At 62.6% G+C, this 23519-nt stretch carries 32 protein-coding genes; 18 read left to right on the top strand and 14 right to left on the bottom strand.

The annotated features are described in order from the left end of the window. Positions 1-6: 6 nt before the first annotated feature. Genes OSC37_RS09050 through OSC37_RS09040 form a run of 3 tightly spaced genes read right to left on the bottom strand, consistent with a single transcriptional unit; the run spans position 7 to position 2507 of the window. Positions 7-1743, bottom strand: coding sequence for a cbb3-type cytochrome c oxidase subunit I (locus tag OSC37_RS09050; protein WP_267161143.1), 1737 nt, complete (start codon positions 1741-1743; stop codon positions 7-9). A 2-nt stretch (positions 1744-1745) separates the two neighbouring features. Beyond that, positions 1746-2363, bottom strand: a complete 618-nt coding sequence (locus OSC37_RS09045) for a cupredoxin domain-containing protein (protein WP_267161142.1) — start codon at positions 2361-2363, stop codon at positions 1746-1748. A 6-nt stretch (positions 2364-2369) separates the two neighbouring features. Next, complete coding sequence (locus OSC37_RS09040; RefSeq protein WP_267161141.1) at positions 2370-2507, bottom strand: hypothetical protein; 138 nt, start codon at positions 2505-2507, stop codon at positions 2370-2372. Positions 2508-2817: 310 nt separating this feature from the next. Here OSC37_RS09040 and OSC37_RS09035 point away from each other — a divergent pair, with 310 nt between their 5' ends. After that, positions 2818-3201 carry a helix-turn-helix domain-containing protein gene (locus tag OSC37_RS09035; protein WP_438267604.1) on the top strand — a complete coding sequence of 128 codons (384 nt, stop codon included), beginning with the start codon at positions 2818-2820 and terminating at the stop codon, positions 3199-3201. Next, entirely contained in the window at positions 3198-3485 is a 288-nt protein-coding gene (locus tag OSC37_RS09030; protein WP_267161139.1) for a DUF7521 family protein, read from the top strand. The genes OSC37_RS09035 and OSC37_RS09030 overlap by 4 nt, the downstream gene beginning before the upstream one ends. A 6-nt stretch (positions 3486-3491) precedes the next feature. On the opposite strand, the gene OSC37_RS09025 is transcribed toward OSC37_RS09030, so the two are convergent. Both OSC37_RS09025 and OSC37_RS09020 read right to left on the bottom strand, forming a co-directional pair. After that, positions 3492-3761: a glutamyl-tRNA reductase gene (locus OSC37_RS09025; protein WP_267161138.1), complete on the bottom strand. Its 270-nt coding sequence runs from the start codon at positions 3759-3761 to the stop codon at positions 3492-3494. Next, on the bottom strand, positions 3758-4018 hold the full coding sequence (locus OSC37_RS09020; protein ID WP_267161137.1) for a DUF2249 domain-containing protein: 261 nt from the start codon (positions 4016-4018) through the stop codon (positions 3758-3760). Before OSC37_RS09020 ends, OSC37_RS09025 begins: the two co-directional genes overlap by 4 nt. A gap of 88 nt (positions 4019-4106) precedes the next feature. On the opposite strand from OSC37_RS09020, the gene OSC37_RS09015 reads away from it, so the two are divergent. After that, positions 4107-4688 carry a DUF7998 family protein gene (locus OSC37_RS09015; RefSeq protein WP_267161136.1) on the top strand — a complete coding sequence of 194 codons (582 nt, stop codon included), beginning with the start codon at positions 4107-4109 and terminating at the stop codon, positions 4686-4688. On the opposite strand, the gene OSC37_RS09010 is transcribed toward OSC37_RS09015, so the two are convergent. Further along, on the bottom strand, positions 4685-6004 hold the full coding sequence (locus OSC37_RS09010; RefSeq protein ID WP_368409578.1) for a hypothetical protein: 1320 nt from the start codon (positions 6002-6004) through the stop codon (positions 4685-4687). The genes OSC37_RS09015 and OSC37_RS09010 overlap by 4 nt on opposite strands. Positions 6005-6153: 149 nt before the next feature. Then, positions 6154-6387 (bottom strand): DUF2249 domain-containing protein, encoded by a 234-nt coding sequence (locus OSC37_RS09005; RefSeq protein ID WP_267161134.1) that lies wholly within the window; start codon positions 6385-6387, stop codon positions 6154-6156. A 165-nt stretch (positions 6388-6552) separates the two neighbouring features. Between OSC37_RS09005 and cyoE the strand changes: the two genes are divergently transcribed. Next, the gene (gene cyoE / locus OSC37_RS09000) at positions 6553-7965 is read left to right on the top strand and encodes a heme o synthase (RefSeq protein WP_267161133.1); all 1413 of its coding nucleotides are present in this window, start codon (positions 6553-6555) and stop codon (positions 7963-7965) included. Continuing rightward, positions 7962-8396: a DUF3054 domain-containing protein gene (locus tag OSC37_RS08995; RefSeq protein WP_267161132.1), complete on the top strand. Its 435-nt coding sequence runs from the start codon at positions 7962-7964 to the stop codon at positions 8394-8396. Before cyoE ends, OSC37_RS08995 begins: the two co-directional genes overlap by 4 nt. A gap of 25 nt (positions 8397-8421) precedes the next feature. Here OSC37_RS08995 and OSC37_RS08990 read toward each other — a convergent pair whose 3' ends face one another. Further along, complete coding sequence (locus OSC37_RS08990) at positions 8422-9087, bottom strand: helix-turn-helix domain-containing protein (protein WP_267161131.1); 666 nt, start codon at positions 9085-9087, stop codon at positions 8422-8424. Between the two features lie 112 nt (positions 9088-9199). Here OSC37_RS08990 and OSC37_RS08985 point away from each other — a divergent pair, with 112 nt between their 5' ends. After that, positions 9200-9616, top strand: a complete 417-nt coding sequence (locus OSC37_RS08985; protein ID WP_267161130.1) for an SRPBCC family protein — start codon at positions 9200-9202, stop codon at positions 9614-9616. Positions 9617-9620: 4 nt separating this feature from the next. On the opposite strand, the gene OSC37_RS08980 is transcribed toward OSC37_RS08985, so the two are convergent. Further along, complete coding sequence (locus OSC37_RS08980) at positions 9621-10121, bottom strand: DUF7858 family protein (protein ID WP_267161129.1); 501 nt, start codon at positions 10119-10121, stop codon at positions 9621-9623. A 178-nt stretch (positions 10122-10299) separates the two neighbouring features. Here OSC37_RS08980 and OSC37_RS08975 point away from each other — a divergent pair, with 178 nt between their 5' ends. Next, positions 10300-11160, top strand: a complete 861-nt coding sequence (locus OSC37_RS08975) for a transcription initiation factor IIB (RefSeq protein WP_267164172.1) — start codon at positions 10300-10302, stop codon at positions 11158-11160. Here OSC37_RS08975 and OSC37_RS08970 read toward each other — a convergent pair whose 3' ends face one another. Next, positions 11161-11739, bottom strand: coding sequence for a hypothetical protein (locus OSC37_RS08970; protein WP_267161128.1), 579 nt, complete (start codon positions 11737-11739; stop codon positions 11161-11163). 157 nt (positions 11740-11896) lie between these two features. Between OSC37_RS08970 and pspAB the strand changes: the two genes are divergently transcribed. Continuing rightward, a complete protein-coding gene (gene pspAB, locus OSC37_RS08965; RefSeq protein WP_267161127.1) occupies positions 11897-12532 on the top strand; it encodes a PspA-associated protein PspAB in 636 nt (211 codons plus the stop codon). On the opposite strand, the gene OSC37_RS08960 is transcribed toward pspAB, so the two are convergent. Both OSC37_RS08960 and OSC37_RS08955 read right to left on the bottom strand, forming a co-directional pair. Further along, the gene (locus tag OSC37_RS08960) at positions 12515-13807 is read right to left on the bottom strand and encodes an RNA-guided endonuclease InsQ/TnpB family protein (protein WP_267161126.1); all 1293 of its coding nucleotides are present in this window, start codon (positions 13805-13807) and stop codon (positions 12515-12517) included. The two genes, pspAB and OSC37_RS08960, sit on opposite strands and share 18 nt — an antisense overlap. 145 nt (positions 13808-13952) lie before the next feature. Then, a complete protein-coding gene (locus OSC37_RS08955) occupies positions 13953-14372 on the bottom strand; it encodes a TRAM domain-containing protein (RefSeq protein ID WP_267161125.1) in 420 nt (139 codons plus the stop codon). Between the two features lie 136 nt (positions 14373-14508). Between OSC37_RS08955 and OSC37_RS08950 the strand changes: the two genes are divergently transcribed. From OSC37_RS08950 to OSC37_RS08925, 6 genes are all read left to right on the top strand, one after another. Beyond that, positions 14509-15894 carry a D-aminoacyl-tRNA deacylase gene (locus OSC37_RS08950; protein ID WP_267161124.1) on the top strand — a complete coding sequence of 462 codons (1386 nt, stop codon included), beginning with the start codon at positions 14509-14511 and terminating at the stop codon, positions 15892-15894. Positions 15895-16038: 144 nt separating this feature from the next. Beyond that, the gene (gene ftsZ, locus OSC37_RS08945; protein ID WP_267161123.1) at positions 16039-17193 is read left to right on the top strand and encodes a cell division protein FtsZ; all 1155 of its coding nucleotides are present in this window, start codon (positions 16039-16041) and stop codon (positions 17191-17193) included. 130 nt (positions 17194-17323) lie between these two features. Continuing rightward, positions 17324-17806, top strand: a complete 483-nt coding sequence (locus OSC37_RS08940) for a type II toxin-antitoxin system VapC family toxin (RefSeq protein ID WP_267161122.1) — start codon at positions 17324-17326, stop codon at positions 17804-17806. 18 nt (positions 17807-17824) lie between these two features. Then, entirely contained in the window at positions 17825-17956 is a 132-nt protein-coding gene (locus tag OSC37_RS08935) for a hypothetical protein (RefSeq protein ID WP_267161121.1), read from the top strand. 92 nt (positions 17957-18048) lie between these two features. Next, positions 18049-18222 carry a protein translocase SEC61 complex subunit gamma gene (locus OSC37_RS08930; RefSeq protein WP_267161120.1) on the top strand — a complete coding sequence of 58 codons (174 nt, stop codon included), beginning with the start codon at positions 18049-18051 and terminating at the stop codon, positions 18220-18222. Next, positions 18222-18659, top strand: coding sequence for a transcription elongation factor Spt5 (locus OSC37_RS08925; protein WP_092702089.1), 438 nt, complete (start codon positions 18222-18224; stop codon positions 18657-18659). The genes OSC37_RS08930 and OSC37_RS08925 overlap by 1 nt, the downstream gene beginning before the upstream one ends. Before the next feature lie 120 nt (positions 18660-18779). Here the strand turns inward: OSC37_RS08925 and OSC37_RS08920 are convergent, their stop codons facing one another. Further along, positions 18780-19406: a DUF192 domain-containing protein gene (locus OSC37_RS08920; protein ID WP_267161119.1), complete on the bottom strand. Its 627-nt coding sequence runs from the start codon at positions 19404-19406 to the stop codon at positions 18780-18782. Positions 19407-19525: 119 nt separating this feature from the next. Here OSC37_RS08920 and OSC37_RS08915 point away from each other — a divergent pair, with 119 nt between their 5' ends. Continuing rightward, complete coding sequence (locus tag OSC37_RS08915; RefSeq protein WP_267161118.1) at positions 19526-20740, top strand: methyl-accepting chemotaxis protein; 1215 nt, start codon at positions 19526-19528, stop codon at positions 20738-20740. Here OSC37_RS08915 and OSC37_RS08910 read toward each other — a convergent pair. Next, complete coding sequence (locus tag OSC37_RS08910; protein ID WP_267161117.1) at positions 20737-20982, bottom strand: glutathione S-transferase N-terminal domain-containing protein; 246 nt, start codon at positions 20980-20982, stop codon at positions 20737-20739. The two genes, OSC37_RS08915 and OSC37_RS08910, sit on opposite strands and share 4 nt — an antisense overlap. Before the next feature lie 186 nt (positions 20983-21168). Here OSC37_RS08910 and OSC37_RS08905 point away from each other — a divergent pair, with 186 nt between their 5' ends. The 3 genes from OSC37_RS08905 to OSC37_RS08895 are packed head-to-tail and all read left to right on the top strand — an operon-like array spanning position 21169 to position 23484. After that, positions 21169-22080: a phosphotransferase gene (locus OSC37_RS08905; RefSeq protein ID WP_267161116.1), complete on the top strand. Its 912-nt coding sequence runs from the start codon at positions 21169-21171 to the stop codon at positions 22078-22080. Between the two features lie 55 nt (positions 22081-22135). Further along, a complete protein-coding gene (locus OSC37_RS08900) occupies positions 22136-22579 on the top strand; it encodes a DUF2391 family protein (protein WP_267161115.1) in 444 nt (147 codons plus the stop codon). Positions 22580-22623: 44 nt separating this feature from the next. Beyond that, positions 22624-23484, top strand: coding sequence for a dihydrodipicolinate synthase family protein (locus OSC37_RS08895; RefSeq protein WP_267161114.1), 861 nt, complete (start codon positions 22624-22626; stop codon positions 23482-23484). The last annotated feature ends 35 nt before the right edge of the window (positions 23485-23519 follow it).

Genomic DNA, 23519 nt, shown 5'->3' with positions numbered 1-23519 from the left:
CATCTATCAGGCCCCGATAGACCACAGCTGCGTGAGCAGGAACCAGTTCAGCACGTACAGGGTGACAAACGCCGCCATGAAGACGAGACAGAGGACGAACGTCCCGCGCATCTCGATTGCGTGCACCGAGTCGGTTCCCCCGTCGGGAACTAGCCCACCCTGCGGGAGCAGTGCCTTCGAATCCTCCTCGGTCGTCGGCGAACCGCCCAGCAACGAGCCGACGGAGACGAGGACGAACACCGCCCCCACCAGAATGGCCAGCAGCGTCATCGGACCGAGAATCAGAAACAGCGGCTCGGCAGCCGAGAGGCTGAACTCGGAGCCGATGATGTTGCTGACGACCTGGGAGGTCCGGCGCGGGACGCCGTAGAGGATGCCGATGTAGACCATCAGCAGTGAGGCAAGTCCCATCGCGGCCGCGTAGCCGTATGGCACCAGCAGCGCCAGCTTATTCGAGATGAAGTTGCGCTGGAACATGGTCTTGATGACGAAAAAGACCAGTCCCATGAACGCAAGCGTCGTCCCGAGCGCGACCGTCGCGTGGAAGTGACCGACCGTCGCGTAGGTGTTGTGCCAGGTCATGTTCAGCTGCATCTGTCCCATCAGAACGCCGGTGATACCGCCGAGGAAGCCAAACAGGATGATGCTGAAGATAGTTGAGGCGAAGATAGGGTTCTTCCAGGGTGCAGACGTGAGCCAGCCGAAGAGACCGCCACCCAGTCCGCGCTGTCTGCGGCCGGCTTCGAGCCCCGCCGGGATAGCGAAAGCGTGAATCATGCTGGCGAAGGCTGCGCCGTAGAAGGCATAGGAGGTGTTGAAGATGCGCCAGCCAGCCGAGAGTCCGGGGTCGACCATGAGGTGGTGTGCGGCCCCGAGATTGATGAAAAACAGATACATGATGAACGCGGTCCGGGAGACTTTCTCGCTTGCGACGACCGCGCCGCCGACGACGTGGGTAAGGAAGTACCAGACCGTAATCATCGCCAGCAGATTGATCTGCTGGCTGCCGTGGCCGATAATCCAGTACAGCTGGCGGTAGATGCCGGCGTTGATGCTGTCGATGATGCCGGCCTGCCAGACGAAGGCGTAGCTGAAGGCCGCGATGCCGCCGAGAATCGCCTGGACCGCGATAACGAACGTGACAAAGGCCCCGAAGGCGACCAGCGGAAGCGTCCCGTTCCAGTCCTCGCGTTTCTCCTGGATGATGCTCACGAGGAAGGGGAGTGCCGCGACGGTCGCACCGACCAGAAAGAGGATGGCACCGCCGTAGAAACCGAGGGGAACGTCGAGGGGAACGTACGCTGTCAAAAGCGGCGCATCCGAGCCGCCGCTGAGCGTCCAGATGAAGTAGTTGACCGTGAGTGCGCCGGCGAGCATAATCGCCCAGCCGGCCTTGGCGACTTTCGTCAGCGGCAGGCGACGACCCAACACGATGGGGCCGCCGACGTACAGCACCGCAATCTCCATGAACACCATCCAGAAGATGAGGAGGTTCCAGGCGTGCATGCTGAGGTGGCGGTAGTAGCCGTCGAACTCGCCGATGAGTCCGACGACCTCCCAGCGGGTCATCGCCACCGAGAACGCGAACAGCCCGCCGACAATCATCGCGATGACCGCCGTCAGTCCGAACAGCTTGACGTGTACCTCCGCCGAGCGGTGGATGTTCAGCCCCGTCACCGAACAGGTCCGGAACCCGTCCTCGTCGTAGTCGTTCTCGAAGAGTCTCGTGATTGTTGCAAACATTGTCACTCACCCGTCACCGTGTCGTACTCCGCAGGGTCGGCCACGTAGAACGTGTCGTGCATTGAGGCGTGGCCCTGCCCGCAGAACTCGTTGCAGATGACCTGGTACGTTCCGGGTTCGTCGAAGCTCATCGGCACGACCCACTCCGTTCCGGGGAACACCTGCAGGTTTATCTGTTGGCTCAGGCTCTCCTCGGGCCGAACCGAGAAGCCGTGCTGGACATCGGCCGCGCTGAGGTGGATGTCGTACTCTTTGCCTGCTTCGAGGACGACCGGGAGCCCGCCCCAGCTGAACCGGCGCGGAAAGACGTATACCGACCTGGTTGGGGGAACCAGCACGTCCTGTCGTTCCTCCTCTGTCGGTGCTCTGCTCTCCTCGACTGCGGCCGCCGAGGTCGTCCCCGCGTTTTCCTCGTAGGTCTCGACTGTTGCGGCGTAGGCTTCGGGCTCGACGTCGTAGGTCTCGCCAACGGGATTCTGGTCGCCGAACCGCGTGAACCCGCTCATCCAGGCGAAGATGCCCAGCGACCACACGCCCGCGATACCGAGCCAGATTGTCTCGCGTCTGTTTACCGCCCTGTCCCACCAGTTACCATCCGGGGGGTCGAGTGGACTTGTCATCTGTTGTCACCTCGTCGGCACCGACATGATATCGAGCAGTCCCCATCCGACGTACACCAGGAAAAAGAACACCAGCGAGGCGACTGCCAGCAGGAAGATACGATTGTACAACCATTGCATCGTCGGAATCTCGTCTGCGCTCATTGGATGCTCACGTCTGCCGGTACTCAACTGACCTCCCTGGCTATTATCGCGTACATGTTCGGCCACACCTGGGAGTTTATAACAGGGTGACAACAGTCGTCCCGTTATCAATCCGAACAATTCGAATATGTTCGGGAACACGCTCTATTGGGACTGTGGCGAAAAACAATATATGACTCAATCGGGGCCGAACGGGGTGCAGGCGGCGGTATCACCGACGCAGTCAGTGTCGTCTCGCGCAGGCTGTGTTGGTGATTTGCCGTGAGACTACCACGTGCCATCGGATACCGGCGACGGAGGTGACAGAGAGATGATTAGCAGCCCGCCCAGCGAGCCGACCCAGCCCAAGCCCAACCTCGAACCCATCCTCGAGGGGCTCCACGACGAGGACTGTCGAACCATACTCACGACGCTCACAGAACCAATGACGGCAAACGAAATCGCAGAGACAACAGACATCCCGCTGTCGACCACCTATCGGAAACTGGACATCCTGACGACGGCCGGACTGGTCGCGGAGGGTGTCGAGATGCGAACGGACGGACAGCACGTCAGCCAGTACGCGGTCGCTTTCGACAGCGTCAGCATCGAACTCTCCGATGAGATGGGCCTAGTCGTCGAACTCGACGAGGACCCCCAGAGCGCCGACGAACGGCTCGCGACGCTGTGGTCCGCGGTCCGGGAGGAAACATGACACTCGCAACGATTACGACGGCGATAATCGGGTTCAAAGCCCTCTCGTTCGTGCTCGGTGGACTGACGACCTACCTGGCGTTCAAGGCCTATCGGACGACGCGGTCCCGGTCGCTGGGTGCGCTCTCGCTTGGCTTCAGTATCATCACCGCAGGGACGTTTCTGGCCGGCATCGTCGACCAAGTCTTCGACGCGGGCTTTCGGACGGGCCAGCTCGTCGAGAGCGTCCTCGTCGCGGCCGGTTTTCTGGTCATCGTTTACTCGCTGTACACCACGCGGGCGTGAGTCGACTCACTCCGTCTGGAACAGTGCCAGCGCCGTCTCGCCGAGTGTCGACTCCTCTGTCTGTTCGAGCTGCCGGAGGGGAGGTGCCGTGAGCTGCCCGACGAGTCGGTGAGACAGGGCCGATACGACGAGAGCCTGCCGAGGTGTCAGGTCGAGTGCGTCCATGGCCCGGTCGAGTTCCTGTTGTCGAACCTGTGAGCGTCGGCGGCGTATCGCTTCGAGCGCGGCCGCTGTCGGGTCGGCGTCGTCGCGTGTCTCGGCGGGTTCGGTGCTCATGGCTCCCAGATGACGGTGACGACGGCTTCGTCGGTTTCGACGGTCTCGTAGGCGTACCCCCTGTCGTCGAGTTTCGGATAGAGGTGTTGTGGGGCCCTGTCGTTGAGCTGGACGAGTACTGTCTCCTCCAGTTCGGCGAGTCGTTCGAGGGTCTCGGCGAGTGGCTTCGGCGGTCCGAGCTGTCGTACGTCGAGCGTTTCGCGTGGAGACGCCGGCGCGTCTGTTCTCTCGACAACGGTGTCAGTGTCGACGGTCATGATGGCTGATTGCTCCCGGTGGAACTGAGAGGTGTTGGCGAATATGTTCGCCCGAACGCTGAGAGGAGAACAGTCTTAATCTCACTACATGGTTGGACTCCCCTCACTCGGTGGCCCCAGCGACGACGACCTCTTCGACGACCCCGAGACGTTCGTCCCCGAACACCTCCCGACGCCGGGCCGGTTCCTCGACGGACATGACGTTCTCACGGGGGAGGACCACCTGGCCGTTCACGAGACGACGACGGAGCTCTTCGACGAGCGCGGCGTCTACGACATGACCTTCGGCTACAACCTGGCACGCCTGAACCTCGACACTCGCCACCCCGACTCGGGGTATCGCTACGCCGAGGAAGCCGACGACCCCTCGACGCTGCGGGCGGAGTTCGCACCGACGACGCCGTTCTGTCCACAGAGCGACACGCTCACGAAGGGCTCGTTTCGCGCCTGGAACGGACTGAGCGACCGCCACGACTACGACCTCGTCCGCGTTCGGGTCGCCGAGACACACCACCAGAGCGAGGAAATAAACAACGCACTCGAAGCCCTCGAAGCGAGCTACCGTGAAACGGGTTCGGTAGAACCCCTGGAGGACCAGGCACAGAAGACAGACGAGATGCCTGCGTTCCTGGCCAGCGGTCCCGGAGACGAGACAGACGCGCCCTTCTAGGAGTGTTGTCCCGCCTCGGGCTGGTCCTCGCTCGACGGACGGGGCGTCAGTGAGCCGAAGATAATTTCATCGAGCGTCTGTGGGCTGTGTCGCCGGACGACCAGCAGCATGTTTACCAGGAAGGCACCGAGCCCGAGCGCAACCAACATACCGGCGAGGCCGACGAGCAGCTGGGGGCCGTCGACGAGGGTCGTCCCGGCCAACAGCGCCGCGCCGGCCGTGATGAGTGCGAAATCTGCGGTCGCAATCCGGTCCTCGTAGAGGTCGTCTATCATCGGCACATCCTCGAAGCCCAGCAGGTCGCTGTACCGGTGGACCCAGACGACAAAGGGGACGACATGGTACAGCGTTCCGAGGATGACGAACCCGACAACTCCAAAGAGGAGGAGATAGCGGGTCCCGGCTCCACCCAGCAGGTGGTCGGGGGCGGTCGGGTCCGCGACCCAGGCAGGGAGCGACGCGAGCGCCCACAGTACGAGCGCCGAGACGACGACCACATATCGGCTGTGCATCGGTGTCCACGCAACCCGCATCTCGACGAGCTTGCGCCCGAGCACCGCCGCGAACGCGAGCGCGCCGGCGAGAATCAGGACCGCACCGACCCGGGCGACGGGGACGGCCTCCAGAAGCCGGCCCGCCGCGAGCACGACGACACCGAGGGGGTGGCCGATGCGCTCGACGGCCTGGAGCGAGTAATCGATTCCGTGGAGCTCGGTCTGGGTGAACATCGTCCCGAGCTGGTACAACGCGCCGTAGACCGTGGTGAGAACTGCCCCGAAGACCGCGAGCGTCACGTGGGCACCGCGGACGCCACCGTGTGAGACGGGAAGATCCGAGAGCACGCCACGGTCGAGATTAAGCGCGAGCGCGACTCCCAGGACGGCCAGCAACAGAAAACAACCCAGCGCGAACAGGAAGTGAGTCTCGGTCACGTCGTAGTCGGCCACCGGTCCGAGCGTCCGGCCGATGTTGTAGACGAACAGCCAGAACCCGGCGAGCATCACGAGGCCAAAGCCGACCAGGAGACCGAACGCGCTCCAGACGAACGCGAGCGCGAAGCCACCGAGACCGACGGTGACGAGGACGAGCTGGGCGTTCGCGAGCGCCCGGGAGTGGAGGCCGGTTCCCGACCAGACCGGGATGAACTGCGTCATCGCCCCCATAATCGTGAGACAGACCCACCCCGCGAGCAGGAGATGGACGTGAGCGAGCCGAGCGAGTCCGGGAACGGCGTCGGCGGTCAGCCCGATGCCGACGCCGACGCCCGCAAACAGGAACCCGAGCGCGACGAAGAAGTGCCGGAGCGGTACCGTCATCGGCGGCTGCTGAGTCGTCTCGAGGTTCCCAGGTATCGCACTCATAGATGAGGGTACGACGCCGGCATCCCTCGCCCTGCTCCCGAATATATTCGTGTGGCGGGCGGGTACACTGGCGCTCTGACTCTGGCTGTCGGACTGCTGAGCCCTCAGATCTGGGTGATTTCGACGTGGTACTCGTCGTCGGAAACCTGGGTGGTCTCGTGGTCGAACCCACGCTCGGCGAGTACGTCGTACAGCGGGACCGGCTCGAAACTGTTGACCAACAACAGCGTCTCGTCCGGATCGAGTTTGTCGAGTGCCGCCGTGATTTCTCCGAACGGTTCGCCGTCGACCTCGCGAACGTCGAGCACCTGGTTGCAGTTGGTGTCGATTGCGCTCATACCTCTCGTTCGACACACAGTCGTCTGAACGTTCGCCCGATGATGTTCGCCCACGGAACTCTTAGCCGACGACACGGCTGGAGGAACTGCACCCAGTCCGCGGCGGGTTCTGAACATGTTCGGGAATACCACCGAGTACAACGGGATGCTCGGTCCAGATACTTGATGAGTCTCTCTACCCTCACGAAGCGGCAGTTCGAGACCGTGCTCGCGGTCACCACGCTCGCGGTTTACGTTCTGATTGCGACGGGAGCGACACTCGCCTCGACGGGGACGACGGCCTGTTCGCAGTGGCCGCTCTGTGTCCCAGCCGGCGGGATTACGCCCGCCTTCCTCCTCGTCTTCGGCCACCGGGCTCTGACGGCACTGGTCGGGCTGTTGCTTGTGGTGACGGTTCTCGCCGGCCTCTCGCTCTCGCTGGACTGGCGGGCGCGGATTGCGCTGTACAGCGTGGCGCTTGCTTTTCCCGTGCAGGTCTTGCTCGGCGCGCTCGTCGTGCTCGCCGACCTCCCCGCGGTCGCCGAGTTGCATCTCGCGCTCGGGACCGGTGTGTTCGTGCTGTTGCTGACGGCGCTGGCCTGGACGCTCGAAGACGAGACAGCCGACCAGGAGAGTGCGGTCAGCGGCGAGGAGACGACCAACGCGGATAGCCCGGGCGACACTGCCGTCCAGGCGGCACAGCCAGAGCCCGAGACGGTGACGGTCGAGGCGCGTGCGCGGGCGTATCTCGAACTGACGAAGCCGCGCCTGATGTGGCTGCTCTGTCTGCTCGCGCTCGCCGGGATGGCACTGGCGACGACAACAGGGACCTGGCCGAGCGGCGTTGAGGTCGCGGCGACGCTCGCGGGTGGTATCCTCGCTATCGGCGCAAGCGGAACGTTCAATCATCTCTACGAGCGCGACCGTGACCGGAAGATGGAGCGCACCGCTGAGCGGCCGGTCGCGACAAGCGAGATACCGCCACGGAACGCGGCCGCGTTCGGATTCCTGCAACTGGGCCTCTCGCTCGGAATCGTCCTCACCTTCGTCAACGCGGCCGCGGCGGCGCTGACGCTCGCGGCTGTCTTCTATTACAGTGTGGTATACACGGTGGTGTTGAAGCCAAACACCTCCTGGAATATCGCCATCGGCGGTGGGGCCGGTGCCCTGCCAGCGTTAATTGGCTGGGCAGCGGTGACCGGCGGCGTCGGCCTCGGTGGTCTCCTCCTGGCTGGGCTGGTCGTCGTCTGGACGCCACCGCACTTCTATAATCTCGCTATCGTCTACCGGGACGACTACGCCCGGGCCGGCTATCCGATGTTTCCCGTCGTTGCGGGCGTCTCGGCCGCCCGGCGGCGCATCCTCCTCACACTCGGTGCGACGCTTCTCGTGACCGTGGCGCTGGTCGTCTGGACGCCGCTTGCCTGGCTCTTTACCGCCGGCTCGATACTCGCGGGGGCGCTCTTTTTCTGGAGTGCCGTCTCCCAATGTCGGCTCCGGACTCGCGACGCGACGATGCAAACGTTTTTTGTCTCGATTGCGTATCTTGGTATCGTCCTCGGTGCAATCGTCCTCGAAACGGTAACTGTCCTCGCATGAGCAACACGACAACCACCCACGGATTCACGGCATCGCTGGCCGGCCGCCTTCCGACGACCACGACAGAGGTCACACTGGTAGCTGGTGACCTTGTGGCGCTGTTTGCGTTCGTCGCGGTCGGGCAGTACAAACACGGCTATCTGTTCTGGGAGTATCCGGCCCGGACGGTCCGCATCTCAGCGCCAATCGTCGCCTCCTGGCTCGTGCTCGCGGTCGTCTTCGGGCTCGCCAGCACGGCCTCGATTGCGAGCTATCGTCGCGCGCTCCTCTGGATGGCTCCTGTCTGGCTCGTCGTGGCAGTCATCGGCGGCTTCGTCAGGCGGACGACGCTGGTCCCCGGCTACGCGCCGCCGTCGTTTTTCGTCGTGAGCATCCTCTTTGGCTGGCTCTTTCTCGGCGGGTGGCGGCTGCTCGCAACAAAATGGCTGTGACCGCCAGGGTGATCGACACCGCCGGTTAGTCCTGTGAGAGACCAATCGCGTCCGTGTCGATGTAATCGACATCGTTCGTGAACTGTTTGATGACCTTCTCCTCTGCTCTGTGGAGTGTCTCGCTGCAGGTGGATTTGGCGAGGCCGAGTTCCTCGGCCAGGTCGGTCAGCGTGTTCGTCCTGGGGGTATCGTAATACCCGGTCTCGACAGCGTGGGTCAGAATCTCTACCTGTCTGTCGGTGAGCAGCTGGGTGGTCTCGATTTCGTGGGTGACCGACCGTACGTCGAAGGCGATATCGAACTCCCGGAGCTGGTCTGCCAGCCTGGACAGGCGGTCCTGTGTCGCGGTAATCTCCCAGTCGACGTTCCCGTCTGTGACCGTAAAGGGCAACTCAAGCGGCGTCCCCGCCTCTTTGACCGGCAACAGCAAGATTGGCTCTGAGGTCTCGAACTGCACCAACAGCGTGTCCTCAGTCTCTTTGAGCAGGTCCACGTCCGGCACCGCCTCGTAGGCGGCCATCTCGGTTACAATCTGCTCTCCGTCCTCTGCGGTGATTTCTGCGAGAGCAACGCCTCCTTTCTCTTTTGGAAACGCGGTAAGAATCTCGAACGCCGCGTCGGCGTATCTCCGGGAGAGATTCCCGACCCAGATATCGTCGGGAATCGTGATGGTGAGCCTGGCGGTTGGCATACTCTCTAGCAGAGTAACGCCCCGCGTATCAATGTTCCCGAATATGTTCGGCAGTTCCAACAGCCCGAGACCGGGCACAAGTGCTATTCACACCGAAGACCACCCTTCGGGCATGGAGACGGTCTCACTCTCGCGGACGTTCGAGGCGTCGCCCGAGACGATTCGCGCGCTGGTCACTGACGTGGGACCGTTCATCGAGGCGTGTGGCTTCGACACCGTCTCGGTCGCCGAGCCGATGGTACACATCGAGAACAGGGTCGGCCTGCTCTCGGTCGAGCTCGACCTGGAACTCGTCGACGAGCCTGGTGCGGTACTCGCCTACGAGCAACGCGAGGGCATCTTCGAGACGATGACGACGCGATACGAACTCGACGAGGAGCCCACGACGCTGACGGCGACGACCGACTTCGCGCTCGACATTTCGCTGGTCGGTGAACTCCTCGACGCGACGGTCATCAAACGACAGCGACGAAAAGAACTGTCCGCCCAGTTCGACTACCTGACCGACGTGACCGCCGATCGACCGTGACCCCTCAGAGCTGTAGATCGCCGCCGACGGCGTCTGCCAGTGGCTCTTCCTCGCCCAGCATCTGCCCAGTCAGGACTCCCTCGACGGCCACGCAGGCCGCTTCGAGTGGGTCGTGCGTTTCGACGTAGGCGGCCAGCGCGAACTCCGTCTCGGTCAGCCCTGTCAGCTCGATTGCCTCCTTGCGAGAGAGTTCTCCGGTCTGCCAGTCGTCGAGTATCTCGCGCTGGAGTGGCGTCGCTGGCGAGACCGATTCGCCCAGCAGGTGCAGTGTCTTTGCGGCGGTCATCGGTGCGACGCCTGCGGCCCGGCCGGCGTCACCGACAGAGCCACAGGCCGTGTACCGCTCCAGCACTGTTGCTGCTGCCTCGACCGAGCAGGGAAGCGCCTCCCCGAAGGGCTCCAGGCGCTCGGCGAGTGTCGCGTCGGTGTCGTCGACAGTCACAACCCCCTTGGCATCCTGGCCCTCGGTCACTTCGATGCCCGCTGCGATGTCTGCCAGCCCCATAGTATCTCGATGGCAGGCCATTTGATAAAAAGCTGGGTCTTTCGACAGCGCCGGCCAGGGGTTGTCACGCTGCAGCTTACCTACCGGTAACCGGTAAGTCAGATTACTTCAGTTCGGCCCGAACCCCGCCGTTTCGCCTTTCTTTAAAAGTTGATACCGATCCAACCTTCGAGTGACGATGGCAACGACGATGCATGCCTGCCCGGAATGCGAGGGACAGCTACGGAGCGACGACTGCGAGACGGTCTGCCAGCAGTGTGGGCTGGTGGTCGACGAACACGCAATCGACCCGGGTCCAGAGTGGCGCTCGTTCGCCGACGAGGAGACGAACCCAGAGCGCACCGGCGCGCCCCTGACACGGTCGCGCCACGACCGCGGGCTGTCGACAGAGATTGGTCATACCAACCGGCTCACCGGGCGCAAACGCCGCCGGGTCGCCCGGATGCGCCGCCAGCACAAGCGCACTCAGATTCGCAGCAAGGTCGAGCGCAACCGCGTCTACGCGTTCACCGAGATTCGCCGGCTGGTCGGCGCACTCGATTTGCCCGAACATATCCGCGAGCAGTCCTGTGTCCTCTTCGAGTCCGCACAGGACGCCGACCTCCTCCAGGGCCGCTCGATAGAGGGGTTTGCGGCCGCGGCGGTGTACGCCACCTGCCGAGCACAGACGGTCTCGCGCACCTGCGAGGAGGTAACAGAGGCCGCAAAGGCGACCCGGGCGGAACTCGACGCCGCCTACGACGCGATGAATCGCAACCTCGGGTTGCCGACCGGACCGATTCACCCCCGCGAATACCTCGCTCGCTTTGCCAGCAAGCTCGATCTTCCCCAGGCCGTCGAGATGCGAGCCCAGGAACTAGCAGGGGAGTGCCGCGAGCGCGGTCTCGACACCGGCCGGGACCCGAGCGGGGTGGCCGCGGCTTGCCTCTACACTGCCGCCCAGGAACGGGAGTACGCCCTGACACAGCAGGCCGTCGCCGACGTGGCCGATGTGGCTCCGGTCACCGTACGCTCGACGTACTACGACCTTCGGGAGTAGCTACTGTGGAAGCGTTGCGTCGGTCGCGGCAACGAGTTGCTCGGCGCGGTCGGTGAACCACGACGCCACGTCACGGTGTTGGCCCGCCCAGAGGTCGTATGCGACTTCTGTATTTGGTTGACCGTCGGGAGCGTCGGGAAGAACGACACCCAGCTCGTGTCGACAGAGTCGCCGGTCTGACTCTTTCACGACCGCGAGGTCCGACTCGGTCGGTTCCAGCCCGAACGCGTCCCACACTGCGTCTTCGACGCCAGCTTCGAGATGTTGATACTCTTCTAGGTGGGCTTTGACAGGTGAGACGAGGTCGTTGATGTAGGCCTCCTGTGCGTCGTGGAGAAGGCCGATGAGCTGTCGACGACGAGAGTGTCCGCGGGCTGCGAGATCCTGACTTACGTAAATCGAGTGCAGACCGACGCTGTAGAAAAACTGCGTCTGGCCCGAGGCACGACAGAGGTTCGCGAGCCCGTGAGCGATATCCTGTAGCCGAACGTCACTGGAACTCGGGTCAAATGGGGTGAACTGCACACCGCTGACCGTCGTCATCGCCGATTCCATCGGTAGTTGTTTGCTCTCGGGCATAGTTATCCATTAGAGTGGATTTTGCTGCTTAAGCCTCACGGTGTCGTGTTGCTCTGCTTGGTGTTCACACGGGGATATCCGAGCGTCGCGACTGCTGTTCTGTTTCGTTCGACCGAACAGACGCCTTGATGGGGATGGCAACACAAAGACAGCACGAATGGGACTGTTCGACACGGTAAAACAGTTACTCGGTGTGCAGGCCGAGGCCGCGGCGACCGACGAGGCCGACGCCGACGACCTCTTCGGGATGAGCACGGCCTACGTCACGATGGAAGCCGACCTCGGCTACGAGCCCACGGGCGAGGCTGCGCTGTGTTTCTCGGATGTCGACAGCACTGACTTCAGAGAGACCGTCGAGGAGGTCCGCCAGATACTCGCCACTACCGAGGAGGACGGGACTGTCGCCGACTTCCACGAGGACCAACACGGCACACAGTGGATTGTCGTGACCGCAGACGACTTCGAGGACCTCGTCACGAGTGTCCACTTCGGGGCGGACACGCTCATCGAGGGACGGTACGGCTCGCGGCTGCTCGCTGCGCTCTTTGCCTTCGAGGGGACCGACCGTGCTGACGAGGCTGGACAGCGTGTCTACTGGGTGTACTCGTTCCGGCGTGGAGCCTACTACCCGTTCGTGCCGACAGGAACGAGCAGCCGCGACGAACGGGTCGAGTTAAAATTATCGAGCGTCCTCGACGGCGAACTCGATGTCGAAGACGACCGCGGGTACTGGTATCCGCTCTGGCCCTCCGCGCCGAACGCCAAGCCCTGGGAGTCAGCTACCAACGGCTGAAGCCGTTGGCTTGTCGGTGGACTCCCGTTCTGCCGACACAGGCGTGTCGGACGCCACTTCAGTAGCGGTCACGGTCATTATCCCCGACTTCAGGGCGTACTGACAGAACGCCCCTCCAGCGGGGGACTTCTGCCCTCGCTGGAGTTTTAATGCAAGTTTTCGGGCGACATTCTTCGCCGCGTTATAATCGGCGTTGACCGAGTACGAACAATCCAAGCAAGCGAAGTGTTGCCCGTCACGGTTTTCTTCGAGCGTACAGCCACACTTCGAGCATTGCTGGCTCGTGTACTGTGGTTCTACCGTGTCCACGACGATGCCGTACTCGTCGGCTTTGTACGCGACCTGTCGCTGTAACTCGTTGAACGCCCACTGCTGGAATTTCTTGCCGTCGCTGATACGGTCACAAATCTGCTCTAAGTTCTCGAAGGCGATGTGCGTACACTCGTGGCGGCGGGCTTCTGCGACAATCTCTTCCGACACCCGGTGCAGGTAGTCTTCACTCCACCGTCCGAACCTGTCACCGATGCGCTGGAACGTGAGGTGGGCACTTCGCGTGCCTGTTTGCTGGAGGCTGGCTCGGCGTTTCTCAAACTCGCGGCGCTTGTGGTTGAGATAATCAGCGTTGCCGACGAATCGGTCCGTCGAGGTCACTGCAATGTGGTCGTCAACGTTGCAGTCCACGCCAAGGACTCTCGAATCCTCGGCTTTCTCAGGACTGCTCACGTTGAGTTCCCGTTCCATCGCTGCGTGTAGGTAGAACTCGTCGGCCTCGCTGTCATAGTGGACGGTACTCGTGCTGAAGGAGTAGTCGTCGTTCAGCAGGTACTCGCCGTGTGGCGTGCCGTCAGGGTCATCGGGCAGGTCGTATTTACACTCGACTCTGCCGTTGACCGTGGCGAGACTCACCTTATCACGGTAGTAGGTGGCGGCTCGCTTGTCGTAGACGATACTGAACGTGTCGTACTCTGGCTTGCTGGTGTTTTCACCCTCAGCAAGCCGGTCAACACAGTTGTCAATATCGTCCGTAGCGCGTTTGATAGCTTTCTGGACAAGGTTGGCGTGCAAGCCGTCCGTCTCGTGGCGCAACTCGTCGTAGATGGCGGCTTCGGCCTCGCTCTTGCTGGTCACGCAGTCCTCGTCGGGATAGCGCCACGCCCACTCTGCCGTGCGGTTGGCACAGTACTGGAATTTGGTGTTGGTGGCGTGGAGGTCGCTCTTGCGGTCGTCGGGCACGTCGAGTCGCACCCGAACCGTCCGAGTCACCTCCCACGCCATACCTCACAGTAGTAACTACACTTTATTATTGTTTTTGAATTGGTTGGGGAGTTGGCCTGCCGGTATCGGTGGGTTGTTTCACGGAGCTTACGCGCTTCCTCCACACGGCTAAAGCCGTGGGCTTCCGCGCTGTTACCGCTGTGAGCTACAGGCCGTCCTCGACGACGGTGGCGAAGGCGACATTCTCTTTGACTTGGTCGATTTCGATGGTTGGCTCGTCACCCGGCCGGGCTCCCGGAACGATGACGACGTAGCCGCGTTCGACCTTGGCGATACCGTCGCCCTGGTCGCCGACGGACTCGATGGTGACCTCTCGACGCTCACCCTCGTCGACCGGTGGTTCGGGCGGACCAGGCTCGCGGTCGGGGGTTGTCTCAGTGGTGTCGTCTGTCTCGACACCGTCGCTTTCGACTGCATGCGGCAAAACAGCGACGCGGTAGGTGGCTCCAGGGCGGGCGGCCTCGTTCTCGATTTCCGATTTCGGGACCTCGATAACATAGTTGCCCTCGCGCTCCTCGACAGTCGCAGTGAACAAACTCCGCAGGGAATCCGGAATTTCTACCATGTGATACTCGACATAGCGGCGGGCACTACATTAATTCCCGGGGTTGTTTGTCCCTTGTCGAGCGTTCAGGGCTCGTTTGTCACACTGCCTGCACGGGATAACAACCGTTTTGCCGACGCTTCTCTCAGAGAGAGATATGCTCGGGATACTGGTCTCCCGCGCCGACAGCGTCTCGGTGCACATCGGCAAACAGCTGCGTGCTATCGCGGACTGGGAGGCCCGCGAGGACGAAGGCCGCCCCGATGGAGCGGGCGGGGGGACCGTCTACGAGACCGACGGGGCACAGCTGCGTGAGTTCGACGACCGGCATCTGGATATCGTCCGGCCGGCCGACGCCTTCGACGATATCGACCTGCTCGCCGTCGCCTCCCGACACGCCGGCGAGACTGGTCCACTGTTGACCGCCCACCACACGGGCAACGTCGGCCCGGCCGAACACGGCGGCGAGGACAACACCCTCGCCGAAGCCTGTCCGAACGCCCTCAATGTGGTCCGCGAGGCGCTCGATACCCACGCACCGCCGGAGTACGGTGTCGGCATCGAGTGCACTCATCACGGCCCGACCGATGTCGGCGTCCCGTCGCTGTTCGTCGAGGTCGGGAGCGGGCCAGCGCAGTGGGACGACCCAGACGCCGCTCGGGCGGTTGCCCGTGCGATTCTCGATTTGCGCGAGACGCCGCCACACCGCTCGCCCGAGAACGGCCCCTGGACCGACGGAACTTCCGACCAGCGGCGGCGACAGCTCGTCGGCATCGGCGGAGGCCACTACGCGCCGCGTTTCGAGCGCATCATCGAGGAGACCGACTGGACGGTCGGACACATCCTTGCCGAGTGGGGACTCGACGCGGTCGGCGACCTCGACAGCCCGGCCGCCGAGTCGGTCTTCGGACAGGCCTTCGAGAAGAGTGCAAGCGCCTACGCCCTCGTGGAGGGGCCGGCGGCTGAACACCTCGACGCGCTCGGCTACCGCACGGTCTCAGAGACCTGGGTTCGTGAGACTGACGGCGTCCCTCTCGGATTCGTCCGGACTGCCGAGGACGAGGTGATGTCGGTCGACGCCGGACTCCGGTTCGGGAGGCCCGCCCGGTCTGGTGACTTGCCCGACTCCTACAGGGTGCGTGAACTGCCGTCAGACCTGCTTGACGAAGCACGTGGTATCGACCGCGAGGCGACGTACGACGCGCTCGTGGAGACGGCGCTTGCGTTCGGGACCGACCAGGGCGGAACTCGACCGACTGGCCCGCTCGTCCTCGACCCCGAAGCCGACCGCGAGACGGTCGTCGAGGCGCTTCTGGACGTGCTACGGTCGAAATACGACAGCGTCGAAGTCGACGGAGAGACGGCCCTCGCCCGCCAGCGGGTCTTCGACGACGAGAAGGCGCGCACCCTCGGCGTCGCCGAGGGACCTGCGTTTGGTAAACTCGCCGCCGGGGAACCAATCGAGGTCGACGGCGAGACGATTCCCCCTGGGGCTGTCCACGACGAACGGAGCCGTCGATTCGAACTCTCACCGCCGAGCTAGCCCCTCCGTTTCGTCTGGAGATTTGGCCACCACTCCGAGAATCAGCCGTAATTTCCACACGAAATACCGCGGTATGAGCGTCAGACACCGGTCAGACAGGAGGGAAAAGTAATTAATACTCGCCCTGCAATGGGTATTTAAATTATGGATTCGATTATCGACGACGCGATCGAGGAGGCCGAGGAGGAACGAGATGAGGTTCGGGAGGAACCGGCCGACAGCGGCCCGACGACGGAGGAGCCATCGACCTCCGGAACGATGACCGACGAGGAGCTCGCGGAGGTCGTCGGAGATCTCGAAACGAAAATCACCGTCGTCGGCTGTGGCGGGGCAGGCGGTAACACCGTCACCCGGATGATGGAGGAGGGGATTCACGGCGCGAAGCTGGTCGCCGCAAACACCGACGCCCAGCACCTCGCAGACGAGGTCGACGCCGACACGAAAATCCTCATCGGCAAGAAGCGAACGGGCGGTCGCGGTGCCGGCTCGGTCCCGAAAATCGGCGAGGAGGCCGCACAGGAGAATCTCGAAGACATCCAGCAATCTATCGACGGCTCAGATATGGTCTTTGTCACCGCCGGACTCGGCGGTGGAACCGGGACAGGAGCCGCCCCGGTCGTCGCACAGGCAGCACAGGACGCCGGCGCGCTGACTATCTCTATTGTGACGATTCCGTTCACCGCCGAGGGTGAGCGCCGGCGGGCAAACGCCGACGCTGGCCTCGAACGCCTCCGCTCTGTCTCCGATACCGTCATTGTGGTCCCCAACGACCGTCTGCTCGATTACGCGCCGTCGATGCCGCTGCAGGACGCGTTTAAGATCTGTGACCGCGTGCTGATGCGTTCGGTCAAGGGGATGACCGAACTCATCACCAAACCCGGTCTCGTCAACGTCGACTTCGCCGACGTTCGGACCATCATGGAAAACGGCGGCGTCGCCATGATTGGTCTGGGCGAGAGCGATTCCGAGAACAAGGCCCAGGACTCGATTCGGTCTGCACTCAGGTCACCGCTCCTTGACGTAGAGTTCGACGGCGCAAACAGTGCCCTGGTCAACGTCGTCGGTGGTCCCGACATGTCAATCGAAGAGGCAGAGGGCGTCGTCGAGGAAATCTACGACCGCATCGATCCCGACGCTCGCATCATCTGGGGTGCCTCTGTCAACCAGGAGTTCGAGGGCAAGATGGAGACGATGATCGTCGTCACGGGCGTCGAGAGCCCACAGATCTACGGCAAAAGCGAGGCCAAGCAGGAGCGCGCCGCCAAGCAGGTTGGCGACGACATCGACTACGTCGAATAGTCTGTCTAGCTGACTGCGTACTTCGGGTATCGAGCCTTTCTTGTCCAAAGAGATTTATTACCACTCCTGCTACGCGGATGTATGGGTAGTTATGCTGGCGCTCCCGAGTGGGACGAGTTTCACGAGGACGATGACAGTTCGGTGGCCCTCGGTGAACTACTCTCTGGACGCCTCGCAGATGTCGAAGTCGATTCTGTCACAGCAGTACGAGAACAGCGAGAATGAGGGTTTTGTCGATACGAACGTCTTCGTGGCGAGTCTCACGAACGAACCCGACCGTGGTCAAACAGCGACCAGGCTTCTGAATCAGGAGTACGACTTCTGTACCTCCATCCTGAACCTGATGGAGATTCGGTCTGTGATGACGAAAAAGAAAACCGTCGAACAAAACAGGGTCGAAGATGTTCTTTCGGATATCTACACGCGAGTCGATATTTACGCACCTGAAATTAGCGACCAGATTACAGCTTACAGCCGTCAACAGGAGACGATCCTGTACACACTTGACTGCGTACTACTCGCTCTTGCAGACGACATCGATGCGACGTTGACAACTTTCGACGGAGAGTTACTTGACCACGGAGCTGTTCCACCAGATGAGCTTGTTCCGTAACGAGTGAATGCTGGCTGTTTGACTTCCTCTCACTTGGTCGTCCGTGCGGCGTTTGCGACGACCAGCAGACTGCTCGTTGCCATTGCCAGGGCGGCAAACAGCGGATTCAGCAGTCCGGAGACGGCCAGCGGAATCGCGAGCGCGTTGTAGACGAAGGCCCAGGCGAGGTTCTCGCGGATGCGCCGGCGCTCCCTTAGTCTCCAACCAATAGATAGAAAAGCACGCGGCGGAAATCACTTTCCATGAACACGCCAACAGACCTCAGCTCGTACGTTCGCGTCCTCAAGTTGGCGAGCACGCCCGCGTGGGAGGAGTTCAGTCAGGTCGCCAAGATTGCCGGACTGGGAATCATCCTCGTTGGGTTTATCGGGTTCGCCATCTTCGCGTTCATGACGTTCGTGCCGGGTGGTCCGTGATGGGAATCTACGCCGTGAAGACGACGGCCAGCCAGGAACAGACCGTCGCAGACATGATTATCAACCGCGAGGAACCCGAGATTCATGCTGCCCTCGCGCCGGATTCGGTCACCTCCTACGTGATGGTCGAAGCCGAGGACTCCTCGGTGTTCGAGCGCATCCTCGACGAGATTCCCCACGCCAACGGCGTCGTCCCAGGGCAGACCTCGATGGCCGAAATCGAGCACTTCCTCTCGCCGACGCCCGACGTTGAGGGCATTGCCGAGGGTGACATTGTCGAACTCATCGCCGGACCGTTCAAAGGCGAGAAAGCCCAGGTCCAGCGCATCGACGAGGGCAAAGACCAGGTGACCGTCGAACTCTACGAGGCGACGGTCCCGATTCCGGTGACGGTGCGGGGCGACCAGATTCGTGTGCTGGATAGCGAGGAACGGTGAGCACGGCGAACCGTTCCTCGGTTTAGCGAGCGGGGAACGACGTGACCCGCGAGCCTTCCGAAGAACGGTAGTCCGCGAGCGAAGCAAGCGGTTCGATTTTCCGTAACCCACGCCGGCTAGCTACAGCTCGAATTCGAGCACGTCGCCTTCGGAGACGCCGTTTCGTTCGGTCCATCTGTAGTTGACTTCGAGGACGTACTGACCGCGACCATTGTATGTGTCATCTCTCCCGTCGCCCTCCGGCTCGGGAGCGTGGCTGATGCTCGTAATGGTCTTCTCGTCGTCGACAAAGAGCATATCGAGGCCGAAGTCCATCTCTTTCATCCAGAAACGCCGGTCCGACACCGAGTCGTCGACGAACAACATCCCCCAGTCTTCGGGCAGCGACTCGGTGTCGCTGAGGCCGAGCCGCCACTCCTCTGTGGTCTCGGCGAGTGCAGCGGTAATCGAGGCCAGTTGCTCACCCTCGGGTGTCGCGAACGCTATCTCGGTCGTCTCGTACCCCGGAAAGAGCGACTCGGGGGTCGGTGTCTCGGTGTCGGTTGGCGTCTCCTCGGCGGTTGCCCTGTCGGTCTGGGTCGCCGTCGGATCGCTGTCGGTCGTCGTTGGCGTCGAGGCGTCAGTTTCGGTCGGGGAGTCGGCCGGTGTCTCCGCGGCCGGCGTCTCTGCATCGCTCGATGACTCCAGACAGCCGGCGAGGCCGGCGGTTCCTGCAAGCAGTGTCAGTAGCTCTCTGCGGTCTCGCATCGACACGTTCATCTGTGGTTACGGTTCCGGCGACTTCAACATTCCCCGGAGATACTACGATAGCCTGGTTCTCGTCCCACAGAACGATTATCTGGTATCCCCACCAATACCAATACGACATGAGTACCTCAGACCCCAGCGTCGACGTGGAGACGGCGACCACGCTCTCGACGCCGACGGCCGAGCTACGGTACACCGCAGAGACAGCACTCCCCGAATCGCGCGAGGAGACGACCGACTACATCTCGACACACCTCGACACGCGGAGCGAGGACTTGCTGGCCTGTGTGACCGAGTACTTCACGAACACGCTCCCGAACGGGGAGAGCGCATACGAGGACCTCGTCACACTCGTCACCGAGACAGAGACGACCTCCGAGGAGTTCTTCGAGGCGCTCTCGACGCTCCAGGCGACGCTGGTCGCCGACGGGAACCAATCGGCCGCGACCGCTGCGCTCTCGCGGATTGTGACGACAGATACGGCTGCGCTCGCGCCTCGCCTCTTCGGTGCGACACAGACCGACCGGTCGGTGACCGAGCTGGTCGACCAGGCGACCGATATCCAGGAGAGCTCCTTCGAGATTCAGACGCTGGTCGACCAGCAGGCCGAGAACACGGACAATCTCGCGGGCGAAATCGACGACATCAACGCCGCGACCGAGGAGATTGCGGTGACCGCACAGGAGGTAAACGAACAGAGTGACGAGGCACAGGACCTCGCCCAGATGGGCCGACAGCGGGCCGGAGAGATGGCCGACCGCCTCGAACGCATCAACGACAGGGCAACGCAGGTCGGCGACCAGGTCGACACACTCCAGGACCGTACCTCTGAGATTGACGAAATCGTCGATGTCATCGACGACATCGCCGAGCAGACGAACATGCTTGCGCTGAACGCCTCAATCGAGGCCGCTCGTGCCGGGGGCGACAGCGAGGGCTTTGCGGTCGTCGCCGACGAGGTCAAATCTCTCGCCGAGAAGAGCAAAGCACAGGCGGGAGAAATTGAGGAACTCGTCGACGTGATTCAGTCCGGCACCGCCGAGGCCGCGCGGGAACTAGACGAACTGGAGAGCGAGACCGACGACGGCGTCGAGGCTGTTACGCAAGCACTCGATACGTTCGACAGCATCGAGGAGCACGTCACGTCTGTTTCGACTGCTCTCGAAGAGGTCGAGACCGCAACAGAAGAACAGTCCGAAAGCGCGGAGGAACTGGCGCTGATGATCGACGAAGCCTCGCGCAAGGCCTCGCAGATATCGACTGAAATCTCAGATATCGCGGCCGCAAACGAAACGTTACACACCGAGCTCAAGAGCTACGCCGAACAGCTCTAGCTGTACTGTCGTTCGAGATATCTGATAATCTCGTCGCTGTCGGCGAGAAACTCCTCGTCCATCCTGTTGTCGAGGATGGCCGGGACGCCCGTCTGTCCGGTCACCTCCTCGACCTCCGAGCGTTCGCTGTGTGCGTCCGGGACGAGTGTCTCGTCGTAGTCGAGGTCGAGTTCGTCAAGCTTGTCTCTGACCTTCTTTGAGTACGGACAGTCCTCTCTGTCGTAGAGTTCTATCGTTGACATCATCAGTTCTTGGTTCGGAACGACCCTAAGAACTTTGCACGTTTGTACCGCCAGCACAATTCCGAAATTGTTGCCGATTCACTCTTAGTTATATACTCACAGGAGAATCTGGTTATTGTTTTTGTGGCCGGAGCAACAGCACTGTGTTGAGCCCGGCCGGATGCCACCCGTCAGTGGCGGCCATCCATGAGAGACGAGATTCACGAGAGACTCGCAGGATTCGAGTCGTACAGCATCGACAGCCAGCTCCACGACGTGCCGCCCCACGCGGTGTACGAGGTCACCGTCGAAGGGGAGCGGGCCGTCGTCAAATTCGACACCGGCGAGACTGGCAGCGCCGGCATGGAGGGGGCGGTCATCGCCTTCGTCGGCGCGAAAACGTCGGTTCCGGTTCCTCGGATTCTCGACTGTGGGCCGGACTACTACCTCGCCGCGTTCCATCCCGATGCGCCGACGCCGGACACCGACGCTGACGAACTGTGGGCCAGCGCCGCAGGCTGCGGGCTGGCAACCCTCCACCGAGAGACCGCGGCTCACGTCGAGGGGTACGGACAGGTCCACCCAGCAGACGGGAACGGTCTCGCCACGACCGGCCACGACGAGTGGCACGCGGCTGCAATCGAGTACGTCCACGAGTACCGCCCGACGCTCGAACGGTACGGTCACGGCGACATCGCACGGCGGACGCTCGACTGTCTGCGCGACCACCCCGACGCGTTCGACGGCGCGGGCGAGTCGGTCTGTTGTCACGGCTGGGCGACGCCCGAACACGTCACCGTGCGCGACGGCGAGGTTGCCTGTCTTGTCGATTTCGAGCACGCCATCGCCGCGCCCGGCGAGTTCGATTTCTGGCGGACGGTGATGCCGACGTTCGGGCCGGAGCCGGGCGAGCGTGCCCAGCGGTTCCGCGAGAGCTACGAGTCGGTTCGCCCGCTTCCCGCTGGGTTCGAGGAGCGACGGCCGTTTTATACCCTGTTGAACCTGGTGTACTTCTTCGAGTCGCTGTACGTTCAGGACCAATACGACCAGGAGGCGACCGAGGAAAACGCCCGACAGCTTCGAGACACGGTAACCGAACTGCTCGATACGCTCGCTTGACCCCGGCGTCGCACGACCCGAGTGTTATTTCCCACTCCGCTCGGTACCGTGAGATATGAAAATACGCCGGCCACGACGCCCGCGCGGCTTTCGGCTGGCCGACTCCGCACAGCAACTGGTCGGCGGCTTCCTGCTCGCCGGTCCGTTTGTCGTCACTGAGGAGGTGTGGACACTTGCGGGCAACATGAGTATCTTTCAGGCACTCGGCACAGTCGCGGTTGTTTTTGCCACCGGGTACGCCGCACTCTACGCGGCCGACACGACCCGTGACAAAAGCGACGAACCGCGGCTTCTCGGGATACCGGTCAGATTCATCTCGCTTATGAGCGTCTCGTTTGGGTCCGTCGCAATCCTGGCGCTTCTGTTCGGTGCACCGTCGACGTTTCTCGATACGACAGAGGTCGACGTGCTCGCTCAGACGACATTCAAAGCCGTCAGCGTCGGCGCGATGTTCAGCGTCGTCGGCGCGGCGACTGCCGACTCTATCTTCGTCAAGTAGCTCGCCACCCCACGATTGAAGTTCCGGCGAACCGAGGCACACCCATGCACGGTATCGGACCACCGCTCGTGACCCCATTCACCGAGGACGGCGATGTCGACTATCCGGCACTTCACGACCTCGTCGACTGGGTCGAGGACCGCGGCGTCGACTTTCTCGTTCCCTGTGGCTCGAACAGCGAAGCCGAACTGCTGACCGCGGCCGAACGAGAGCGCGTCGTCGAGACGGTCGTCGACGCGGCGTCGGTACCGGTGCTCGCGGGCACCGGCCACCCCGGCCTGCGCGAGACGCTGGCGGCGACAGATGCGGCGGCCGAGGCCGGCGCTGACGCGGCGCTCGTGGTTACGCCGTTCTACTACGACCACGACCAGTCGACGCTCGCGGCCTACTACCGAGAGGTGGCCGACAGCGCCGACCTGCCGGTGTATCTCTACTCTGTTCCGACATACACCGGCGTGCGGCTCGACCCCGAGACCGTCGCCGACCTGGCGACCCACCCCAACATCGCCGGGATGAAAGACTCCTCGGGCGACCTTGCGGCCTTCATCAAGACCGAGCGCCGGACCGCCGAGGCCGATTTCGATCTGCTGGTCGGCAGCGGGAGTCTGCTGGCACAGGCACTTGATGCCGGAGCCAGCGGTGGCGTGCTCGCGCTGGCGAACCTCTACCCGGGGGCGTGCAGCGAGATAGCGGCGGCCGACCCCGAGCGTGCGAGGGCGACGAACGCGGGGCTTGTCGGGGTCAATACAGCAATTACAGCGACCTACGGAATCCCGGGGCTGAAGTGGGCGATGCGACAGCGGGGCGCACCGGCGGGCTACCCGCGCTCGCCCCACCAGCGACCAGACGAGGAGGCGACCGACCACCTCGAAGCCCTGCTTGCCGAGGTCGACGCGGTGGTGTGACTCGCGTCGCACAACACTTTCGACCCCGCCGACCG

This window comes from Halovenus salina, from assembly GCF_026410925.1.
Classification (GTDB): domain Archaea; phylum Halobacteriota; class Halobacteria; order Halobacteriales; family Haloarculaceae; genus Halovenus; species Halovenus salina.
This window is presented reverse-complemented; position numbering and strand designations above follow the sequence as displayed.

Coding starts and splice junctions, on each gene's coding strand:
- OSC37_RS09050 (WP_267161143.1), bottom strand. CDS start 1,743: ATGTTTGCAACAATCACGAGACTCTTCGAGAACGACTACGACGAGGAC.
- OSC37_RS09045 (WP_267161142.1), bottom strand. CDS start 2,363: ATGACAAGTCCACTCGACCCCCCGGATGGTAACTGGTGGGACAGGGCG.
- OSC37_RS09040 (WP_267161141.1), bottom strand. CDS start 2,507: ATGAGCGCAGACGAGATTCCGACGATGCAATGGTTGTACAATCGTATC.
- OSC37_RS09035 (WP_438267604.1), top strand. CDS start 2,818: ATGATTAGCAGCCCGCCCAGCGAGCCGACCCAGCCCAAGCCCAACCTC.
- OSC37_RS09030 (WP_267161139.1), top strand. CDS start 3,198: ATGACACTCGCAACGATTACGACGGCGATAATCGGGTTCAAAGCCCTC.
- OSC37_RS09025 (WP_267161138.1), bottom strand. CDS start 3,761: ATGAGCACCGAACCCGCCGAGACACGCGACGACGCCGACCCGACAGCG.
- OSC37_RS09020 (WP_267161137.1), bottom strand. CDS start 4,018: ATGACCGTCGACACTGACACCGTTGTCGAGAGAACAGACGCGCCGGCG.
- OSC37_RS09015 (WP_267161136.1), top strand. CDS start 4,107: ATGGTTGGACTCCCCTCACTCGGTGGCCCCAGCGACGACGACCTCTTC.
- OSC37_RS09010 (WP_368409578.1), bottom strand. CDS start 6,004: ATGACGGTACCGCTCCGGCACTTCTTCGTCGCGCTCGGGTTCCTGTTT.
- OSC37_RS09005 (WP_267161134.1), bottom strand. CDS start 6,387: ATGAGCGCAATCGACACCAACTGCAACCAGGTGCTCGACGTTCGCGAG.
- cyoE (WP_267161133.1), top strand. CDS start 6,553: ATGAGTCTCTCTACCCTCACGAAGCGGCAGTTCGAGACCGTGCTCGCG.
- OSC37_RS08995 (WP_267161132.1), top strand. CDS start 7,962: ATGAGCAACACGACAACCACCCACGGATTCACGGCATCGCTGGCCGGC.
- OSC37_RS08990 (WP_267161131.1), bottom strand. CDS start 9,087: ATGCCAACCGCCAGGCTCACCATCACGATTCCCGACGATATCTGGGTC.
- OSC37_RS08985 (WP_267161130.1), top strand. CDS start 9,200: ATGGAGACGGTCTCACTCTCGCGGACGTTCGAGGCGTCGCCCGAGACG.
- OSC37_RS08980 (WP_267161129.1), bottom strand. CDS start 10,121: ATGGGGCTGGCAGACATCGCAGCGGGCATCGAAGTGACCGAGGGCCAG.
- OSC37_RS08975 (WP_267164172.1), top strand. CDS start 10,300: ATGGCAACGACGATGCATGCCTGCCCGGAATGCGAGGGACAGCTACGG.
- OSC37_RS08970 (WP_267161128.1), bottom strand. CDS start 11,739: ATGCCCGAGAGCAAACAACTACCGATGGAATCGGCGATGACGACGGTC.
- pspAB (WP_267161127.1), top strand. CDS start 11,897: ATGGGACTGTTCGACACGGTAAAACAGTTACTCGGTGTGCAGGCCGAG.
- OSC37_RS08960 (WP_267161126.1), bottom strand. CDS start 13,807: ATGGCGTGGGAGGTGACTCGGACGGTTCGGGTGCGACTCGACGTGCCC.
- OSC37_RS08955 (WP_267161125.1), bottom strand. CDS start 14,372: ATGGTAGAAATTCCGGATTCCCTGCGGAGTTTGTTCACTGCGACTGTC.
- OSC37_RS08950 (WP_267161124.1), top strand. CDS start 14,509: ATGCTCGGGATACTGGTCTCCCGCGCCGACAGCGTCTCGGTGCACATC.
- ftsZ (WP_267161123.1), top strand. CDS start 16,039: ATGGATTCGATTATCGACGACGCGATCGAGGAGGCCGAGGAGGAACGA.
- OSC37_RS08940 (WP_267161122.1), top strand. CDS start 17,324: ATGACAGTTCGGTGGCCCTCGGTGAACTACTCTCTGGACGCCTCGCAG.
- OSC37_RS08930 (WP_267161120.1), top strand. CDS start 18,049: ATGAACACGCCAACAGACCTCAGCTCGTACGTTCGCGTCCTCAAGTTG.
- OSC37_RS08925 (WP_092702089.1), top strand. CDS start 18,222: ATGGGAATCTACGCCGTGAAGACGACGGCCAGCCAGGAACAGACCGTC.
- OSC37_RS08920 (WP_267161119.1), bottom strand. CDS start 19,406: ATGCGAGACCGCAGAGAGCTACTGACACTGCTTGCAGGAACCGCCGGC.
- OSC37_RS08915 (WP_267161118.1), top strand. CDS start 19,526: ATGAGTACCTCAGACCCCAGCGTCGACGTGGAGACGGCGACCACGCTC.
- OSC37_RS08910 (WP_267161117.1), bottom strand. CDS start 20,982: ATGTCAACGATAGAACTCTACGACAGAGAGGACTGTCCGTACTCAAAG.
- OSC37_RS08905 (WP_267161116.1), top strand. CDS start 21,169: ATGAGAGACGAGATTCACGAGAGACTCGCAGGATTCGAGTCGTACAGC.
- OSC37_RS08900 (WP_267161115.1), top strand. CDS start 22,136: ATGAAAATACGCCGGCCACGACGCCCGCGCGGCTTTCGGCTGGCCGAC.
- OSC37_RS08895 (WP_267161114.1), top strand. CDS start 22,624: ATGCACGGTATCGGACCACCGCTCGTGACCCCATTCACCGAGGACGGC.